This is a genomic window from Psychrobacter sp. NPDC078501 (assembly GCF_044900935.1).
Taxonomy (GTDB): Bacteria; Pseudomonadota; Gammaproteobacteria; order Pseudomonadales; family Moraxellaceae; genus Psychrobacter.
Window position 1 is genome coordinate 63,007 of sequence record NZ_JBJDOS010000008.1, and the last position, 14,674, is coordinate 77,680.

General features: G+C 44.4%; 13 protein-coding genes. 7 read left to right on the forward strand and 6 right to left on the reverse strand.

The window, feature by feature from the left end; genetic code table 11:
* The first annotated feature begins 29 nt into the window (after positions 1–29).
* Positions 30–1,304 (forward strand): ATP-dependent protease ATP-binding subunit ClpX, encoded by a 1,275-nt coding sequence (clpX, locus tag ACI2IW_RS11935; RefSeq protein WP_057761822.1) that lies wholly within the window; start codon positions 30–32, stop codon positions 1,302–1,304.
* 326 nt (positions 1,305–1,630) lie between these two features.
* Complete coding sequence (locus ACI2IW_RS11940) at positions 1,631–2,617, forward strand: SDR family NAD(P)-dependent oxidoreductase (protein WP_404693774.1); 987 nt, start codon at positions 1,631–1,633, stop codon at positions 2,615–2,617.
* A gap of 159 nt (positions 2,618–2,776) precedes the next feature.
* On the opposite strand, the gene ACI2IW_RS11945 is transcribed toward ACI2IW_RS11940, so the two are convergent.
* The 3 genes from ACI2IW_RS11945 to argS form a co-directional block, all read right to left on the reverse strand.
* Complete coding sequence (locus ACI2IW_RS11945) at positions 2,777–3,871, reverse strand: PTS transporter subunit IIC (RefSeq protein ID WP_404693775.1); 1,095 nt, start codon at positions 3,869–3,871, stop codon at positions 2,777–2,779.
* Between the two features lie 125 nt (positions 3,872–3,996).
* Positions 3,997–4,800, reverse strand: a complete 804-nt coding sequence (locus tag ACI2IW_RS11950; RefSeq protein ID WP_404693776.1) for an SPOR domain-containing protein — start codon at positions 4,798–4,800, stop codon at positions 3,997–3,999.
* Positions 4,801–4,887: 87 nt separating this feature from the next.
* Positions 4,888–6,717 (reverse strand): arginine--tRNA ligase, encoded by a 1,830-nt coding sequence (gene argS, locus ACI2IW_RS11955; protein WP_404693777.1) that lies wholly within the window; start codon positions 6,715–6,717, stop codon positions 4,888–4,890.
* Positions 6,718–7,095: 378 nt separating this feature from the next.
* Here argS and ACI2IW_RS11960 point away from each other — a divergent pair, with 378 nt between their 5' ends.
* Complete coding sequence (locus tag ACI2IW_RS11960) at positions 7,096–7,314, forward strand: DUF2788 domain-containing protein (RefSeq protein ID WP_057761830.1); 219 nt, start codon at positions 7,096–7,098, stop codon at positions 7,312–7,314.
* A gap of 166 nt (positions 7,315–7,480) precedes the next feature.
* On the opposite strand, the gene ACI2IW_RS11965 is transcribed toward ACI2IW_RS11960, so the two are convergent.
* From ACI2IW_RS11965 to cmoA, 3 genes are read right to left on the reverse strand one after another with little or no spacing between them, the layout of a single operon-like run.
* Entirely contained in the window at positions 7,481–8,608 is a 1,128-nt protein-coding gene (locus ACI2IW_RS11965; RefSeq protein WP_404693778.1) for a DUF1176 domain-containing protein, read from the reverse strand.
* A 34-nt stretch (positions 8,609–8,642) separates the two neighbouring features.
* Positions 8,643–9,689 carry a tRNA 5-methoxyuridine(34)/uridine 5-oxyacetic acid(34) synthase CmoB gene (cmoB, locus tag ACI2IW_RS11970; RefSeq protein ID WP_404693779.1) on the reverse strand — a complete coding sequence of 349 codons (1,047 nt, stop codon included), beginning with the start codon at positions 9,687–9,689 and terminating at the stop codon, positions 8,643–8,645.
* Positions 9,690–9,739: 50 nt separating this feature from the next.
* Positions 9,740–10,525, reverse strand: coding sequence for a carboxy-S-adenosyl-L-methionine synthase CmoA (cmoA, locus tag ACI2IW_RS11975; protein ID WP_404693780.1), 786 nt, complete (start codon positions 10,523–10,525; stop codon positions 9,740–9,742).
* A 258-nt stretch (positions 10,526–10,783) separates the two neighbouring features.
* On the opposite strand from cmoA, the gene msrA reads away from it, so the two are divergent.
* The 4 genes from msrA to ACI2IW_RS11995 all read left to right on the forward strand — a co-directional run bounded on the left by msrA (position 10,784) and on the right by ACI2IW_RS11995 (position 14,628).
* Entirely contained in the window at positions 10,784–11,305 is a 522-nt protein-coding gene (gene msrA / locus ACI2IW_RS11980) for a peptide-methionine (S)-S-oxide reductase MsrA (protein ID WP_404693781.1), read from the forward strand.
* A gap of 178 nt (positions 11,306–11,483) precedes the next feature.
* Entirely contained in the window at positions 11,484–12,176 is a 693-nt protein-coding gene (tmpT, locus tag ACI2IW_RS11985) for a thiopurine S-methyltransferase (RefSeq protein WP_404693782.1), read from the forward strand.
* A gap of 50 nt (positions 12,177–12,226) precedes the next feature.
* A complete protein-coding gene (locus ACI2IW_RS11990) occupies positions 12,227–12,940 on the forward strand; it encodes a DUF1499 domain-containing protein (RefSeq protein ID WP_404693783.1) in 714 nt (237 codons plus the stop codon).
* A 227-nt stretch (positions 12,941–13,167) separates the two neighbouring features.
* Positions 13,168–14,628 carry a lytic murein transglycosylase gene (locus ACI2IW_RS11995; RefSeq protein WP_404693784.1) on the forward strand — a complete coding sequence of 487 codons (1,461 nt, stop codon included), beginning with the start codon at positions 13,168–13,170 and terminating at the stop codon, positions 14,626–14,628.
* Positions 14,629–14,674: the final 46 nt, after the last annotated feature.

Sequence of the window (14,674 nt, forward strand, 5' to 3'; positions counted from 1 at the left end):
ACCAGTTTTAAATTTTAGGAGCGCCTTTTATGGCAGAAGATAATACCCCGCAGTGTTCGTTTTGCGGTAAAGCCAAAAGCGATGTACAGCAACTGATTGCTGCTGACGATGCCAACATCTGTAATGAATGTATCGAGCTATGTACTGACTTAATCGCAGACAGCGCAGAGCACGGTGATGACGATAGCGAAGTAGACACTTCTTGGGTTAATAAAAAACTACCAACGCCAAAAGAGCTGCGTGCCAAGCTTGATGAATATGTCATCGGTCAGGACGCCGCCAAAAAAGCATTGGCTGTTGCCGTCTATAACCATTACAAACGTCTAAAAGTTAGCCAGACGCTAGCCAACGACAGCAAAAAAGCCAAGATCGGCGCTGACGATGCAATGGTAGAATTGGCTAAGAGTAATATCTTGCTAATCGGTCCAACTGGTTCTGGTAAGACATTACTTGCGCAAACCTTGGCTCGTCTGCTAGATGTGCCTTTTGCGATGGCTGATGCCACGACGTTGACCGAAGCTGGTTATGTTGGTGAAGACGTTGAAAACATCGTACAAAAGCTACTTCAGGCTTCTGACTATGATGTAGCCAAAGCTGAGCAAGGTATCATCTATATTGATGAAATCGACAAAATCAGTAAAAAAGGTGACAATCCATCTATCACCCGTGATGTATCAGGTGAAGGCGTACAGCAAGCGTTGCTAAAGCTAATCGAAGGTACTGTGGCTGCTATCCCGCCGCACGGTGGTCGTAAGCACCCGCAGCAAGAGCTGATCCAAGTTGATACCAGCAACATCCTAATCATCGTTGGCGGCGCGTTTGCTGGACTTGATAAAGTCATTCAGCAACGTACTGAAAAAGGCGGTATCGGCTTTAACGCTGATGTCAGCTCAAAAGACGACAGCCGTCGCAGCTCAGACTTGCTACAAGAAGTCGAGCCAGAAGATTTGATCAAGTTTGGTCTGATTCCTGAGCTAATCGGTCGTCTGCCAGTACTTGCGGCACTGCAAGAGCTAGATGAAGCGGCCCTAGTACAAATCCTGACCGAACCTAAGAACGCACTGGTAAAACAGTACAAGTACTTGTTCGATATGGAAGGTGCTGAGATTAGCTTTACTCAAGAAGCCCTAGATGCCATCGCCAAAAAAGCAATGGAGCGTAAAACTGGTGCTCGTGGTCTACGTTCTATCGTAGAAAACGCCCTGCTTGAGACTATGTATGAGCTACCTTCTATGGAAAATGCTAAAACTGTAATGGTTGATGCGGATGTTATCAATGAAGGTAAAGTACCTAAAATTGCTTAAGTTATAGTTAGTTTAAATAGTCCGTTATCATTAACCGACTACTAAAAAGCGTCTGGCTAAATAAGCTAAGACGCTTTTTTTATGCCTATTATTTAACCAACTTGTCTGTTAGATAGCTTGCCTGTTAGATAACCTGCCTGTTGAAAATTGGCGACATTCATTACTTCTGTCCTGAAATGACAGCAGCGTTTATCAATCGCTAGCAGACATCAGCGCAAACCATGCTAATGTAGATAGACTATTTTGACCTTTATACTTTATTTCTATATACCGCAAGATATAGCCCGTACAACCCATATGATTAATAAGACAAAGGATTGTTTATTATGCTCAACCATGTGACCGCTATGGCGACTTCATTGCGCCAACATTTACCGTTTTCTTCTAACCGTACCTCGTTGGATGACTCGGATGTTGCATCCTACTATCGCAACCATGTCGCCGCCATCACAGGTGCAGGCTCTGGTATGGGCCGTGAGCTAGCCATTCATTTAGCAAAAATGGGCTGTCATGTTGCACTATCAGATATCAATCCTGAACAGCTGGCAGCGACCAAACAGTTACTTGCAAATTATGATGTCAATGTCACTATGACCGTACTCGATGTATCAGACAATAAAGCCATGGAAGCATGGGCTGATAACGTAATGAGCGATCATGGCAAAGTAAATTTTATCTTTAACAATGCAGGTGTTGCGCTCTACTCTACCGTCGAAGGCAGTAGTATTAGTGAGCTTGAATGGGTAATGAGCATTAATTTTTGGGGTGTGGTTTACGGTACTAAGGCGTTTTTACCATTAATCAAAAACAGCGTTAAACAGAGCCAATTTGGCGAGCATGGACATATTATCAATATCTCAAGCCTGTTTGGTTTGACCGCTCAGCCATCACAGTCAGCCTACAACTCTAGCAAATTTGCCGTACGCGGCTTCACAGAGAGTTTACGCCAAGAGCTAAATATCCAGAACTGCGGGGTATCAGCGACTTGTATCCATCCGGGCGGTATTAAAACCAATATTGCCAACAGTGCGCGCGGCAATGAGAGCATCCATGATATTGGCATGAGTACCGGGCCCAAAGCCATCAGAAGTTTTAATAAGTTCTTAAAATTCGATGCCAATGAAGCGGCTTGGATTATCCTACAGGCAGCAGCGACTAATCAGCAGCGCTGCCTGATTGGTAACGATGCCAAGATGATTGATGCCATCCAACGTGTATTTCCCTCACATTATAGCCAAGTGCTGAACGACTTCCATCAAATGTCCCGCAAACTAAAACCACGTCGTCATAAGAAGCTAAAGACGGTTGAATAATATTTTCTAAGCATATTTTGTATCATGAAAAATTGATGAATTTATATATAAAAAGCCCAGCTATAGTCGTAGCTGGGCTTTTTGAAAGTTGCCATTATTGATGAAGGGTAAGACTGAATTTTGAGACTGGTGATGATATTTCAGTTCAATACTCAAAGATTAAGGCAGCTTCATATCACCAGCGACTAACCAGCCCATACGGCGCATGATATAAGCCACTAACCCTGCAATCACCGCAGGCAATACAAACATCAGGAGAATAATCGCTGCCCATAATTGACCAGTGCTCATAATTGCTTGTGATGCCTCAATCACCCCAAACACACCGACCAAACCAGCGGTACCCATACCCGCGCCTGTCGCGGTACAAGCTAATCCAAAACCAACGGTCGCGATAGGCCCAACGATAGCGCTAGTAATGACAGCAGGGAGAAGAACGATAGGCTTTTTGAGCACATTAGGGATTTGCAGCATGCTGGTCCCCAAACCCTGAGAGATGACACCACTAACGCCATTGTCTTTAAAACTTGCAACAGCAAAACCAATCATATGCGCTGCACAGCCTACCACTGCTGCCCCGCCCGCCAATCCACCAAGCCCAATGGCAATACAAATGGCTGCACTCGACGTTGGTAGGGTCAATAAAATACCAACCACTACGGCGATGACGATGCCCATTAGCAGTGGCTGTAATTCAGTAGCGGCATGAATACCCTGACCGATAGCTGCGACCCCTGCTACGATAGGCGGATTGAGCAGCGCACAGACCAATAGCGCGACTCCGCACACTACTAAAGGCACCAATAAAATATCTAGCTTCGTCTTACCAGCGACCCAAGTACCAGCACGGTAAGCAAATACAGAAGTCAGATACGCACCGATTGGATTGCCCGGCAGTGCTACAAAAGTTGCGGGCCCACCCACTTGCGGCGTAAAGAGCGTGCCTGCCATTAGTGCTTCAGAATGGGCACCAAGCATACCTGCTACGAGGCAGCTAAGCATCACTAGCGTTGGTGCTTTTAAGTAGTAAGCGATACCTACACCGATGCCAGCACCCATCAATATCGAGGTAAGTTTCCCGACCGCGACCAATGCCGGCAAATCTAACCAACCACCGATTTGCGAGATAATCAGACCTGCGATCAACGTGACAAACAGCCCTAAAGCCATACCAGTAAAAGCATCGATAAAGTATTTTTGAAAGAACGCTTTAATGATGCCTACTTGCGGTGTTACTGAGTTAGATACGGTCATAACCATGCTCTTAATGGATGTTTAATAGGATAAAACAGCTAGAAAGCTTTTGATAAAATAAAGAGATAAAAAAAGCGTCATTACGACGCTTTTTTAATAAATACAATAACTGTAAACGACAGAATTTAGCGACGCTGTTCAACGATAATAGAGTCTATACCATTGTTCTGTAGGCGCTGCTGTGCCGTCGTTACTGCTTGACGGTTATTCAAAGGACGCGAGATGACTTGATAAATTGGCAAGCCATTACCCGTCGTGTTTTTGACCACGCGAGCATCGACACCCGCCATCAGTACTTGCGCACGGCGACGATCTGCTTCATCTGCATCACTAAAGCTATTGATCTGCAAGATGTAGGTCGCCGCAGGTTTGGCAGCTTGGATGCTCGCCGTACCTGCTGCTGCATTATTGTTGCGAGTTGTAGCGTTACTAGTAGCAGGCGGCGTACCATCATAAGTTGCATCTTCTTCAACGACAACGATATCCTCATTAGACCCAGCATTATTAGCACCAACAGGTTCGACAGTCGCATTTTCCGAACCACCGAAGCTGCCCGTTTCTGTACTGTCTGCATCGCTCTCTGGTTGAGTCACGACGACGTCTGGTTCAAACGCACCGATATCACCTATTTGATCATTATCAATATCAGCGATATCTTCATCAGGGATAGTTGCCATCTCTTGATTAGGCAAAATATCGTAGAACTCATAATCACCATTGTCGGTATCAGTATCCACACGTGGCTGTACTTGGCGATCAGGATCGTTCTCAGCACTACCATCAGCGGGGCTGAAATTGAATAATGGTGAGAGGTAGATAAACACCCCGATCATAAGGGTCAATACGGCCCCAACAAACATCCACAATAAGCCTGATACGCTACTTGATTTGCGCTTTTCTGTTGCGCCTTTAGGTTTTTTGGCTAGCATGGATCTCGTTCTCCCTACTGAATTTAACTATCATCATCGAATTAATGCTATCAGCTGTCTATACTCATGTCACATATTAGAAAAGTACTACATGCTAGACGGTGCAGACAAGCCTAGCAGACTAAGCCCATTTGCCAATACCTGTCTAACGGCTTTTGACAGACGCAAACGTGCTTGCATTAAGTCTAGCTCATCCTGACTTGGTGTTTCACCTGATGTCAAGCTCATTGGCAAGATACGATTGGTGTCATACCAACCATGGAACAATGCCGCGAGCTCTTTTAGGTAATTGGTCAATACATGCGGCTCGTAACCAGTCGCTGCGCGAAGTAACGTCGCTGGATATCCTGCTAACAGTTTAATCAGCTCGTCTTCATTTGGCGCACTTAGCAAGTCTTGATGTGCCAAACCAACGGCATCATCTACGGTCAAATCGTAAGTTGCCAGTTTTTCTAACACACGGCAAACGCGCGCATGAGCGTACTGAATATAATACACTTGATTGTCTTTGCTTTGTGATTTAGCAAGTTCTAAGTCAAAATCAACATGCACCTCAGGCTTACGCGCTACATAGTAGAATCGTGCAGCATCGTTACCGACTTCTGCACGTAACTCACGCAAGGTCACAAACTGACCTGAGCGCGAAGACATTTGTACTTTTTCACTACCGCGCCATAACGCGACAAACTGTACAAGCACTACATCAAGGCGTTCGGCATCGATACCAAGGGCTAGTAGAGCGGCTTTTACGCGTGGGACATAACCATGGTGGTCTGCGCCCCAAACGTTAATGACTTTATCAAAGCCGCGATCAAACTTGTTTTTATGATAAGCGATATCAGAAGCAAAATACGTCGACTGGCCATTGGCACGGCGTACCACACGGTCTTTCTCATCGCCAAAATCGGTCGATTTAAACCAGATGTTGCCATCTTTTTCGTATAGATAGCCTTTGTCATCTAGTATCTGTAATACAGGCTCAATCTCGCTATCGATAGATCTCTCGCTAAACCAGCACTCGTAGCTCACACCAAAGTCATTTAAGTCATCTTTGATATCCGCCAAAATACTGCTCAAGGCTGCGTTTAAAAATAACGCGTAGCTGTCACCTAGCAATGATTTGCTATTGGCAATCAAGCCATCAATATGAGCTTCTTTATCACCTGAGATAACGGTTTTTTCGCCATCAGCATTAATCTCAAACTGAGCATCTTCTGGCACATCTTTAGCAACGTCTGCAAAGCTATGTACGTAGCTATCGCCATGCTGTGTTTTTAGCGTCTGGGCGATGTCACTGACATAGTCACCTTGATAGGCGTTAACTGGGAAAGTTATCTCTTCACCATTTAGCTGTAGATAGCGCAGATATGTACTGGTGGCTAAGATGTCCATTTGACGACCAGCGTCATTGACATAATATTCACGCGTAACGTCATAGCCAATAGCTTCTAGCAGGTTAGCAACGCTCATGCCAAATGCAGCACCGCGACCGTGACCGACGTGCAGACTTGACGTTGGATTGGCAGAAACGAATTCAACTTGAACTTTTTGACCGTCAAACTGATTACTCAAGCCAAAGCGATTTTGCAATGTAAAGATATCGTCCAATACAGAAAACTTAGCTTCCGAGTTTAAGAATACGTTGATAAACCCTGGACCTGCAATTTCTACTTGGCGAATATCTTGATTGTCAGGTAATGCGCTGACAATTTTTTCAGCAAGTTGACGCGGATTGGCCTTGGCCGCTTTCGCTGCCGTTAATGCGATATTACTGGCAAAATCACCGTGACTTAAATCTTTTGTACGGGTAATTTGACTGTTATTTTGCCAATCGCTTGGTAGCGTACCATCTGCTTGTAGGGTTTGAATTGCATCGTTGAATAGGGATGCAAGCGTATCAATTTGGGCTTGTGACATAGGAATTTGAACTCAATTAAATAAACAACAAAAACAGTGCGAATGCGAGCAATCGATAACTGCTTATTATAATAGCGACCGATATTGCAGGGATAGAATAATGTAAAAAGATAAGTAACCTGTAAATATAACAATCTTTGCGCTTTATTGCACCATTTGCGCCAAAATTAGCACTAAAATCTTACCGTTATCAGGATTTGGGCTAACTAATATCAATGATGCAAAACTGATAAATAACTCATAACATGAATTGTAGCGTTACTGTTGCTCAGTACTGGGCAGTCGTTTATACCTGACTGCTTCCACGTTATAATAATGGTTTGTACGGCTCTTCTAAAATATAGAAGACACGTTACTACTCTATTATAGGATTACGCCATGTTTGCTATTGCCGCCAGTACTGTCACCAGTTGGGGACTGTACGTCTTGTTGCCGATATTCATCGCTTTCTTGTTTTTTATTATGTGGGATATCTCTAAAAAGTCTGATGCTGGGCGCGCTGGTACTTTTTGGATATTCTTAGCACTTGGTGCAGGTTCTGTTGGTTTTATTCTTAAGATAGTCATGGAAGTTGCGTTCAAAAAATGGTTAATCTAATTGGCCATTTTCATCACTATCCTTTGATATCGCTTAGGATATGAGTAGCAAAACTAAAAATGTAATATATGGCTTATGACTGCTGCGCTTGATAAGGTGTCAGTCATTTAAATCAAAGTCTTTTGAATCAAAGCCCCTCAAATCAAAGTCTTCTAAATCAAAGAAGCTACTGAGCCTTAGCATTATTCTCTATGACCTGACTCACATACGTTGGTAGGTCCCACGCTCCACCAGCAAAGCCTCGGCACATTCCCGTACTAGACTCTTCGCTTTTAGCAAACGTTTCACCATTCCATGTCCATGTAGTACGATTCCAGCAGTCACCAATGCCTCGATCTTTATGAGTGGCCGAAATCTCACCATCAAAATAATCATTCCCTGCTGTCGTGATAAGCGTAGGCTTGCTAGGTTTTGCATTATCAATGAGCCAATAGCCGTTACTGGAATTGTAAGCACCTAGCCAGCAAGTATGCGCGGCTAACGTATAGCTGTCATCAACTGGTATAAAGTCCCAATCAAGCATCGTAGAGCCATACTCTGACATCCGCTGATACGTTTCAGTTTTTGGGTTGATTAGCTCACACTCGCCCATCACGTCCTTAGACCCTATAAGCTGCTCGGCATTAATATCGACCCATTTATTAATATTTTTCTGAAAATACGCCAGCTTTGATGGAGCAAGTGTTTTGTTGTCTTTTGCTGAATACGCAAATGCTTTTTGAATGATTGGTTTTGGCAGAGCTGCTTTAGGACGTTGACGATTTGAATTATTCTTACTAACCAATGCTATCGGCGTCCCTACCCGACCTTGCTCATCGTCTAGTTTGAGCAACACTGCCGACATACCTTTATCGCTGATCTGCCAGTAGTTGTCGCCCGCTCTAATTTCTATCTTGGTCGCTATACGAGCATGATCAAGCAGGGTCTGCATCTGCTTGGCTGATAAGTCGTATAGTAGACTGTCTTCTTTGTTCGGTTGCAGCAGTCCATAGTTTTTGTTGTTAAGCCAAAGCTCAGCACGCTTAAGCTCATCTAGCGGCACTTCTGATATAAACTGAATTTGCGTTTTTGGTAGAGCTATTTTTGGCAACGCTGTGAGCAATATTGAGGCAGGCTCATCTATGAGCGCTTCACTAGCGTAACCAGCCGCTCGACAAGTCCGCGTATTATCACAAACCACTTGCCAGTCGTCTTGTACAAAGCCCCAGCCTTCGGATACAGTTCCATAACCTGCCATAGCAGGTAGCGATAGCAAGCTGATGGTAGCTACAATAAAAGTCTTCAATGTCTTCATAGTGCTTTCCTTATGTTAGCTACCACCATCAATGCTACTTTTTGGCAATCAAAGTCGCGCGCATGGGAGCAGGATATCCTTCGACGGTCTTAGTAGAGTCATTAGGATCTAAGAAGTCTGCTAACGAATGATAGGTCATCCATTCGGTTTGTCGTTGTTCCTCAGTCGAGGTGACTGCCACATCGACACAGCGTACATCTGAAAATCCTGCTTTCTCTAACCAGCCAATTAATGCCGCCACCGATGGTAAGAAATAGACGTTATTCATCTGCGCGTAGCGGTCGTGCGGCACCAGTACAGTATTGGCATCACCTTCAATCACCAACGTCTCAAGTACCAGCTCACCACCTTTGACCAACTGTCCTTTAAGCTGTTGTAAATGCTCAAACGGTGACTGGCGATGGTACAGCACACCCATGCTAAACACGGTATCAAACAGTTGGCTGTGCTCAGGTAACGCTTCGAGCGGTACAGGGATATAATGCGTACGGTAACGGCCTGTATCACTAGCATCTGCGGCACCAACGAAATGACGAATCGCCATAAACTGATGATAAAACAAACATGACGGATCAATAATAATAACCGTATCTGCGCCAGCCCCTGCCATGCGCCAGCCGTGGTAACCAGAGCCACCGCCCACATCCAATACGCGGCGACCGTCTAATCTACTTAAATGCGGCGAAACACGTTTCCATTTCCAATCACTATGCCACTCGGTATCAATCTTAATACCTGACTCATCATCGCCGATTTGACCGCCAATTTGAAATGGGCCTTTACGCCACGGCATCAACTGCTTTAATAGTGCTGTTGTTTGTTTGCGCTGAGATTCATTTAAATTTGCCTCAATCGTCAATGTATCGCTGTTTAGATCGACGTTATTGACAGCTAAGTTTGGCAAACGAGCAACTGACGCTTGGTAGGCAGGCGCGTGCGCATAGTTAGCTTTGTCTTTTATATCACCTAGCCATGTTGGTAATTGCTTGAGCCATTCATAAGCGCTCGGCTGCTGCTGTGCCAGCTCTAGCAAGGTTAAATATAATTCGCGTTCGGCGTTAATGATAGTGTCGTTGAGCATAAAAGCAGGTTACCGTATTGATTAAGAAATAACTGTGTTAAAGGTAAGAATTATTTAAACGCTACAATAGAGACGAAATTCAAAAACTGAAACCATGTTAGATGACGTTTAAAGTCAACATCGCTCAATCGTGCATGATGCTCATCTAACGTATCAGTAATGAGGACGTTCTCTAGTGCATTACGCTTGCCACTGATTTCCATCTCGGTATAACCATTGGCACGTTTGAAGTCGTAATAACGCTCCACCAACCACGCATCATATTGCTCATCAAACGCATGGGTTTTTTCAGTCAGTACCAATATGCCGCCTTCGCTCAATGCCGCATAAATCTTCTCTAATACTGCGACCCTATCGGCAGCTGGCAAAAACTGTAGCGTCAAGTTTAGAATCACCATATCGCACGGCTCAAGCTCAATATCGCGGATATCTGCTGTGATCACTTCGATATCGTGCTCAGGATAATTCTCACTCAGTAGCGTGGTCGCCTCGGTCGTCATCGCTGGTGATATGTCAATTGCTTTAATCTGCAAGTCTTGTGGGTCGAACTCACCAGCTAGCGTCATACTGGCTGCACCCAGTGAGCAGCCCAAGTCATAAACACGACTAACACGCTGACCACTATCGCTCTGCTGGCGATACTTACAATGACGACGGGCGAATATAGGCAGCATCGCCAGTACCTGACCATAACCGGGTACACTGCGGCGAATCATGTCAGGGAAACAAGCCACCACTTGCTCATCAAATGAAAAGCGTGCGGCCTTATCCAGTGGCGTGGTAAACGGTTTATCAAATAAGGTGTCATGTTTGATAGCAGGCTGGGATTGGCTCATGGGGCGACTCGTTTTTAGAATAGAACTGAAATTAAGAATTACTTGGTGAATTTTGCTTGTCATTATCAGTTGATAAAGGAGTAAGATAGCAAAAGCCCATTATAACATTACTGTTTGTTACTTATCGCCTCTGGCTTGCCTGCTAAGCTGAATAAATAGTGCCAAGGGTAATGAGACGTTTGAAAGAAGCATTGAAAAACGAGAGCGTCACTACCAAATATAGCGCTTAACCCATATTTATAATAATAGGAAAAAATTATGCAAACGATCGTATTAGGTGGCGGCTGCTTCTGGTGCACCGAGTCTGTATTTTTATCGGTAAAAGGTGTGGAATCTGTCGTCTCAGGCTACATGGGCGGCGATGCTGTCTCTGCCAATTATGAAGCTGTCTGTAGTGGTACAACTGGCCATGTCGAAGTCATCAAAGTCGAATTTGATGAGTCTATCGTTCCGTTAGAGGTAATACTCGATGTCTTCTTTGCCACGCATGATCCCACCACAATGGATCGTCAAGGCAATGACGTCGGTAGTCAGTATCGCAGCGTGGTCTTTTACACCGAAGACAGTCAAAAACCGACCGTTGATCGTACTATCAATAAGTTACGCGATATGGGTGTCAATGTAGTGACGGAAGTACATCCTGCTGTTGAATTCTATCAAGCAGAAGACTCACACCAAGATTTCTTCAACAGAAACCCAGGACAGGCTTACTGTAACTTTGCAATACCGCCAAAGCTTGCCAAACTGCGTAAAGAATTTAGCAAATATATGGTTAGTTAAATGAGGGTTCGCTAAGTTGAATAAGACATTATTTATTCAAAAAGTTTCTTAGCCCAATGTTAGATACCAGCCAAACACTTATACTATAGGTGTTTGGCTTTTTATTATTTATTCCTTAGATATATCAGATAAAGATTAGAACCTTATATATAGAAACTTGCAAATAGAGGATGGCAGCATGAACCCTGAGTTTTGGCACAAACGTTGGCAAGAAGGTCGCATTGGATTCAATCAATCTATGGTCAATCCATTATTCATTAAATATTTCAACCGTCTCAATCTAACTGCTGGTAGCCGTGTCTTCGTTCCGCTTTGTGGCAAATCTATCGATATGGTTTGGCTAGCGACGCAAGGCTATGACGTGGTGGGCGTTGAGTTGGTCGAAACAGCCGTACAAGAGTTTTTTGCTGAGCAAAACATCGAACCTACTGTCTATCAACAGGCAGACAATCCAACGATTAGATACTATCAAAGCCAGTTGTCGGGACAAACCATTACTTTATGGGTCGCTGATATTTTTGCACTGACTTTTGAAGATGTTGGCTCTATTGATGCAGTATATGATAAAGCGGCATTAATCGCCCTGCCAGACGATATGCGTGTGAGATATAGTGAGCAAGTGCGGAAACTTAGTAGCGATACCAGTAAAGTTAATGGTGCTAACAATGAAATAACACCGCAGCTTTTACTCACGCTAAATTACGATCAGCTTAAAAAGAATGGACCACCCTTCTCTATTAATGCCGACCAACTAGAGCAATATTATAGCGACCACTACCAAATCGGTGAGCTAGCAAGCGTGCCTTCTTCTATAGGTTCTGCACCTGATATCACCGTCACAGAACACGTTTGGCTATTGAGCAATAAATAAAAAAATCATATAACCTTTAACAAGTCGCTAAATGGCAATGGAGAAATTGAATGAAAATGATAGTCGGTCTAATAAGTGTAATTGCTGTTCTGCTAGTCGCTCTGGCAGGCCCATTGTACAAGTTTGGCGTTGTAGAGTTAGGCACTGCATTTACGGGGTTTAAATTTGGGTTATTTGCTGGTATCGCAGCATTGGTATTGTTGGCTATACAGCTATTATTTAAACGAAATACAGCCAGTATCGGGAGCGCACTAGCCTCAGCCGTACTTGCTGTCACTGCAATCGCTATTCCGCTTGGCATGATGAATACGGCCAAAAATGTACCGCCTATTCACGATATTTCTACCGATCTGATGAATCCGCCTGAGTTTGTCGCGATTGCGCCACTACGTGCAGATGCACCGAATCCCGTAGAGTATACGGGCGCAAAAGTGGCTGAACAACAACGCACGGCCTATCCTGATTTGCAGACATTAACCTATACTCAATCGAAGTCTGAACTGATCGAAGCATCCAAACAAGCCATAGAAAATTTAGGGTGGGAGCTTGTAAATACTGATGCAGATAAAGGTATCGTTGAAGCAACAGAGACGACTGCTTGGTTTGGTTTCAAAGATGATGTGATCATTCGTGTGGCTGACAACGATAGCGAGCGCTTAGTTGATATTCGCAGTAAGTCACGAGTTGGACAAAGCGATTTGGGCAAAAATGCGGCGCGTATTCATAGCTTTATTGAAGAACTAGATAGTGTGCTAGCCAAATAAACAGGTTCTACCTTCTAAGGAATAGTCCTCGAGTTGAAATACTGTTTAACGCTTTGCATTTTCAGCTCTATGAAATCCTCTTCTAATCTCACGGCAGCGTCAATTTATCGTAACCATTTATAATCTTGGTACTGCGACAGCTTTTCTTTACTGTTTAGATTGGTTACTCTACGTTAATATCATTTTTTGCCTTTCGATAACTATTTTAACGTTTATAGGATATTTTCATGCGTTTGACTCCTTTTTCTACTTTGTCGCTGCTTAGTGTTGCTGTCGGCATCAGCCTTGCTACCACTGCTCAAGCCGCGCAGCCGCCAGCACCTGATTTATCCAATAGCGAGTTTCAGCAGTGCTTGGACAATCTAAAAAATTCTAGCAAGTTTAGCGGTGTTGATGGCTATACTTTTAATAACTATCGCCCAAGTCAGCCTGATCCTAGTGTCATTCAGTCACTGAATTATCAGCCAGAGTTTCAAAAAGACGTCTGGGACTACTTATCAGCATTGGTAGACAAAGAGCGTGTCGAGGACGGTATCCGAGCCAAGCGTCAATGGGGCTCAACTCTACGTCAAATCGAATCGCGTTATGGCGTAAAAGCTGAACACGTGCTCGGTGTCTGGGGCGTAGAATCAAACTTTGGTCAAACGTTAGGTAAAAAACCGTTATTTGAGTCTTTAGCGACCTTATCTTGTTTCGATCGTCGTCAGAGCTACTTCCAAGGTGAATACGCCAATGCGCTAAAAATCGTGCAAAACGGTGATATCGCACCTAATGATATGACAGGCTCATGGGCAGGTGCCTTTGGGCAGACGCAGTTTATGCCGAGTACCTTTTTAGAATTGGCAGTAGATTTCGATGGTGATGGACGTCGTGATTTGGTCAATAGCGTCCCTGATGCACTCGCTTCTACCGCAAACTTCTTGGACAATCGCGGCTATCGTACTGGCGAGCCTTGGGGCTATGAAGTCAAACTACCTGATGGGTTCTGGGCCGCTTCTAATCGTAAAGACAAAAAATCGATAAGCCACTGGCGTGACCAAGGTCTGACATTGGCTAATGGCAGTCCGTTACCGTATGACTTGAGCAGTGCAGGCTTATTGTTACCCGCTGGTATGGAAGGCCCTGCTTTCTTGGTCGGTAAAAACTTCGACACTTTCTACTCTTATAACGCATCAGAAAACTACGCGTTGGCTATCGCACACTTATCAGATCTAATCACTCGCGAAGACAGCAGCAAAACAGACTTTATCACTGCGTGGCCGACAGATGATCCTGGTATCAGCCGCCAGCAGGCCAAAGACATTCAGCAAGCGTTGTTAAACGCCGGTTATGACATTGGCGGTGTAGATGGCATCATCGGAGACAATACCCGTACCGCTATCCAACAATACCAGACTAGTCGCGGTATTTTCCCAGCTGACGGACGCGCAGGCCAGAAGTTCTATCGCGCCATCGTTGGTAATGCAGCGCCGAGTCAAACTCAATACGGCCAGCCTGCAAACAGCCAACTCCTAAATCCTGCACCTGCCGATCGCATGGGACAATTAATTCAGCAGCAAACGACTGCTCCTAGTAGCTACTCATCTCAGCCATCAGTGAGCTCATCAACTTCTAGCAATACACGTTATCGCCGCGTTACTGACGCCGATGGCACTATCAAACTTGTTCGTATAGACCAAGGTTCGTAGTAGTAAGATAAATAGTGCTATTTGGACGCATCAAAAAAGCCACGCT

Excerpts from the sequence above, each read along its gene's own strand:
- ACI2IW_RS11960 (WP_057761830.1), top strand. The coding sequence starts at position 7,096 with ATGTTTGCTATTGCCGCCAGTACTGTCACCAGTTGGGGACTGTACGTC.
- tmpT (WP_404693782.1), top strand. The coding sequence starts at position 11,484 with ATGAACCCTGAGTTTTGGCACAAACGTTGGCAAGAAGGTCGCATTGGA.
- msrA (WP_404693781.1), top strand. The coding sequence starts at position 10,784 with ATGCAAACGATCGTATTAGGTGGCGGCTGCTTCTGGTGCACCGAGTCT.
- argS (WP_404693777.1), bottom strand. The coding sequence starts at position 6,717 with ATGTCACAAGCCCAAATTGATACGCTTGCATCCCTATTCAACGATGCA.
- ACI2IW_RS11950 (WP_404693776.1), bottom strand. The coding sequence starts at position 4,800 with ATGCTAGCCAAAAAACCTAAAGGCGCAACAGAAAAGCGCAAATCAAGT.
- ACI2IW_RS11945 (WP_404693775.1), bottom strand. The coding sequence starts at position 3,871 with ATGACCGTATCTAACTCAGTAACACCGCAAGTAGGCATCATTAAAGCG.
- ACI2IW_RS11965 (WP_404693778.1), bottom strand. The coding sequence starts at position 8,608 with ATGAAGACATTGAAGACTTTTATTGTAGCTACCATCAGCTTGCTATCG.
- clpX (WP_057761822.1), top strand. The coding sequence starts at position 30 with ATGGCAGAAGATAATACCCCGCAGTGTTCGTTTTGCGGTAAAGCCAAA.
- cmoB (WP_404693779.1), bottom strand. The coding sequence starts at position 9,689 with ATGCTCAACGACACTATCATTAACGCCGAACGCGAATTATATTTAACC.
- ACI2IW_RS11995 (WP_404693784.1), top strand. The coding sequence starts at position 13,168 with ATGCGTTTGACTCCTTTTTCTACTTTGTCGCTGCTTAGTGTTGCTGTC.
- cmoA (WP_404693780.1), bottom strand. The coding sequence starts at position 10,525 with ATGAGCCAATCCCAGCCTGCTATCAAACATGACACCTTATTTGATAAA.
- ACI2IW_RS11940 (WP_404693774.1), top strand. The coding sequence starts at position 1,631 with ATGCTCAACCATGTGACCGCTATGGCGACTTCATTGCGCCAACATTTA.
- ACI2IW_RS11990 (WP_404693783.1), top strand. The coding sequence starts at position 12,227 with ATGAAAATGATAGTCGGTCTAATAAGTGTAATTGCTGTTCTGCTAGTC.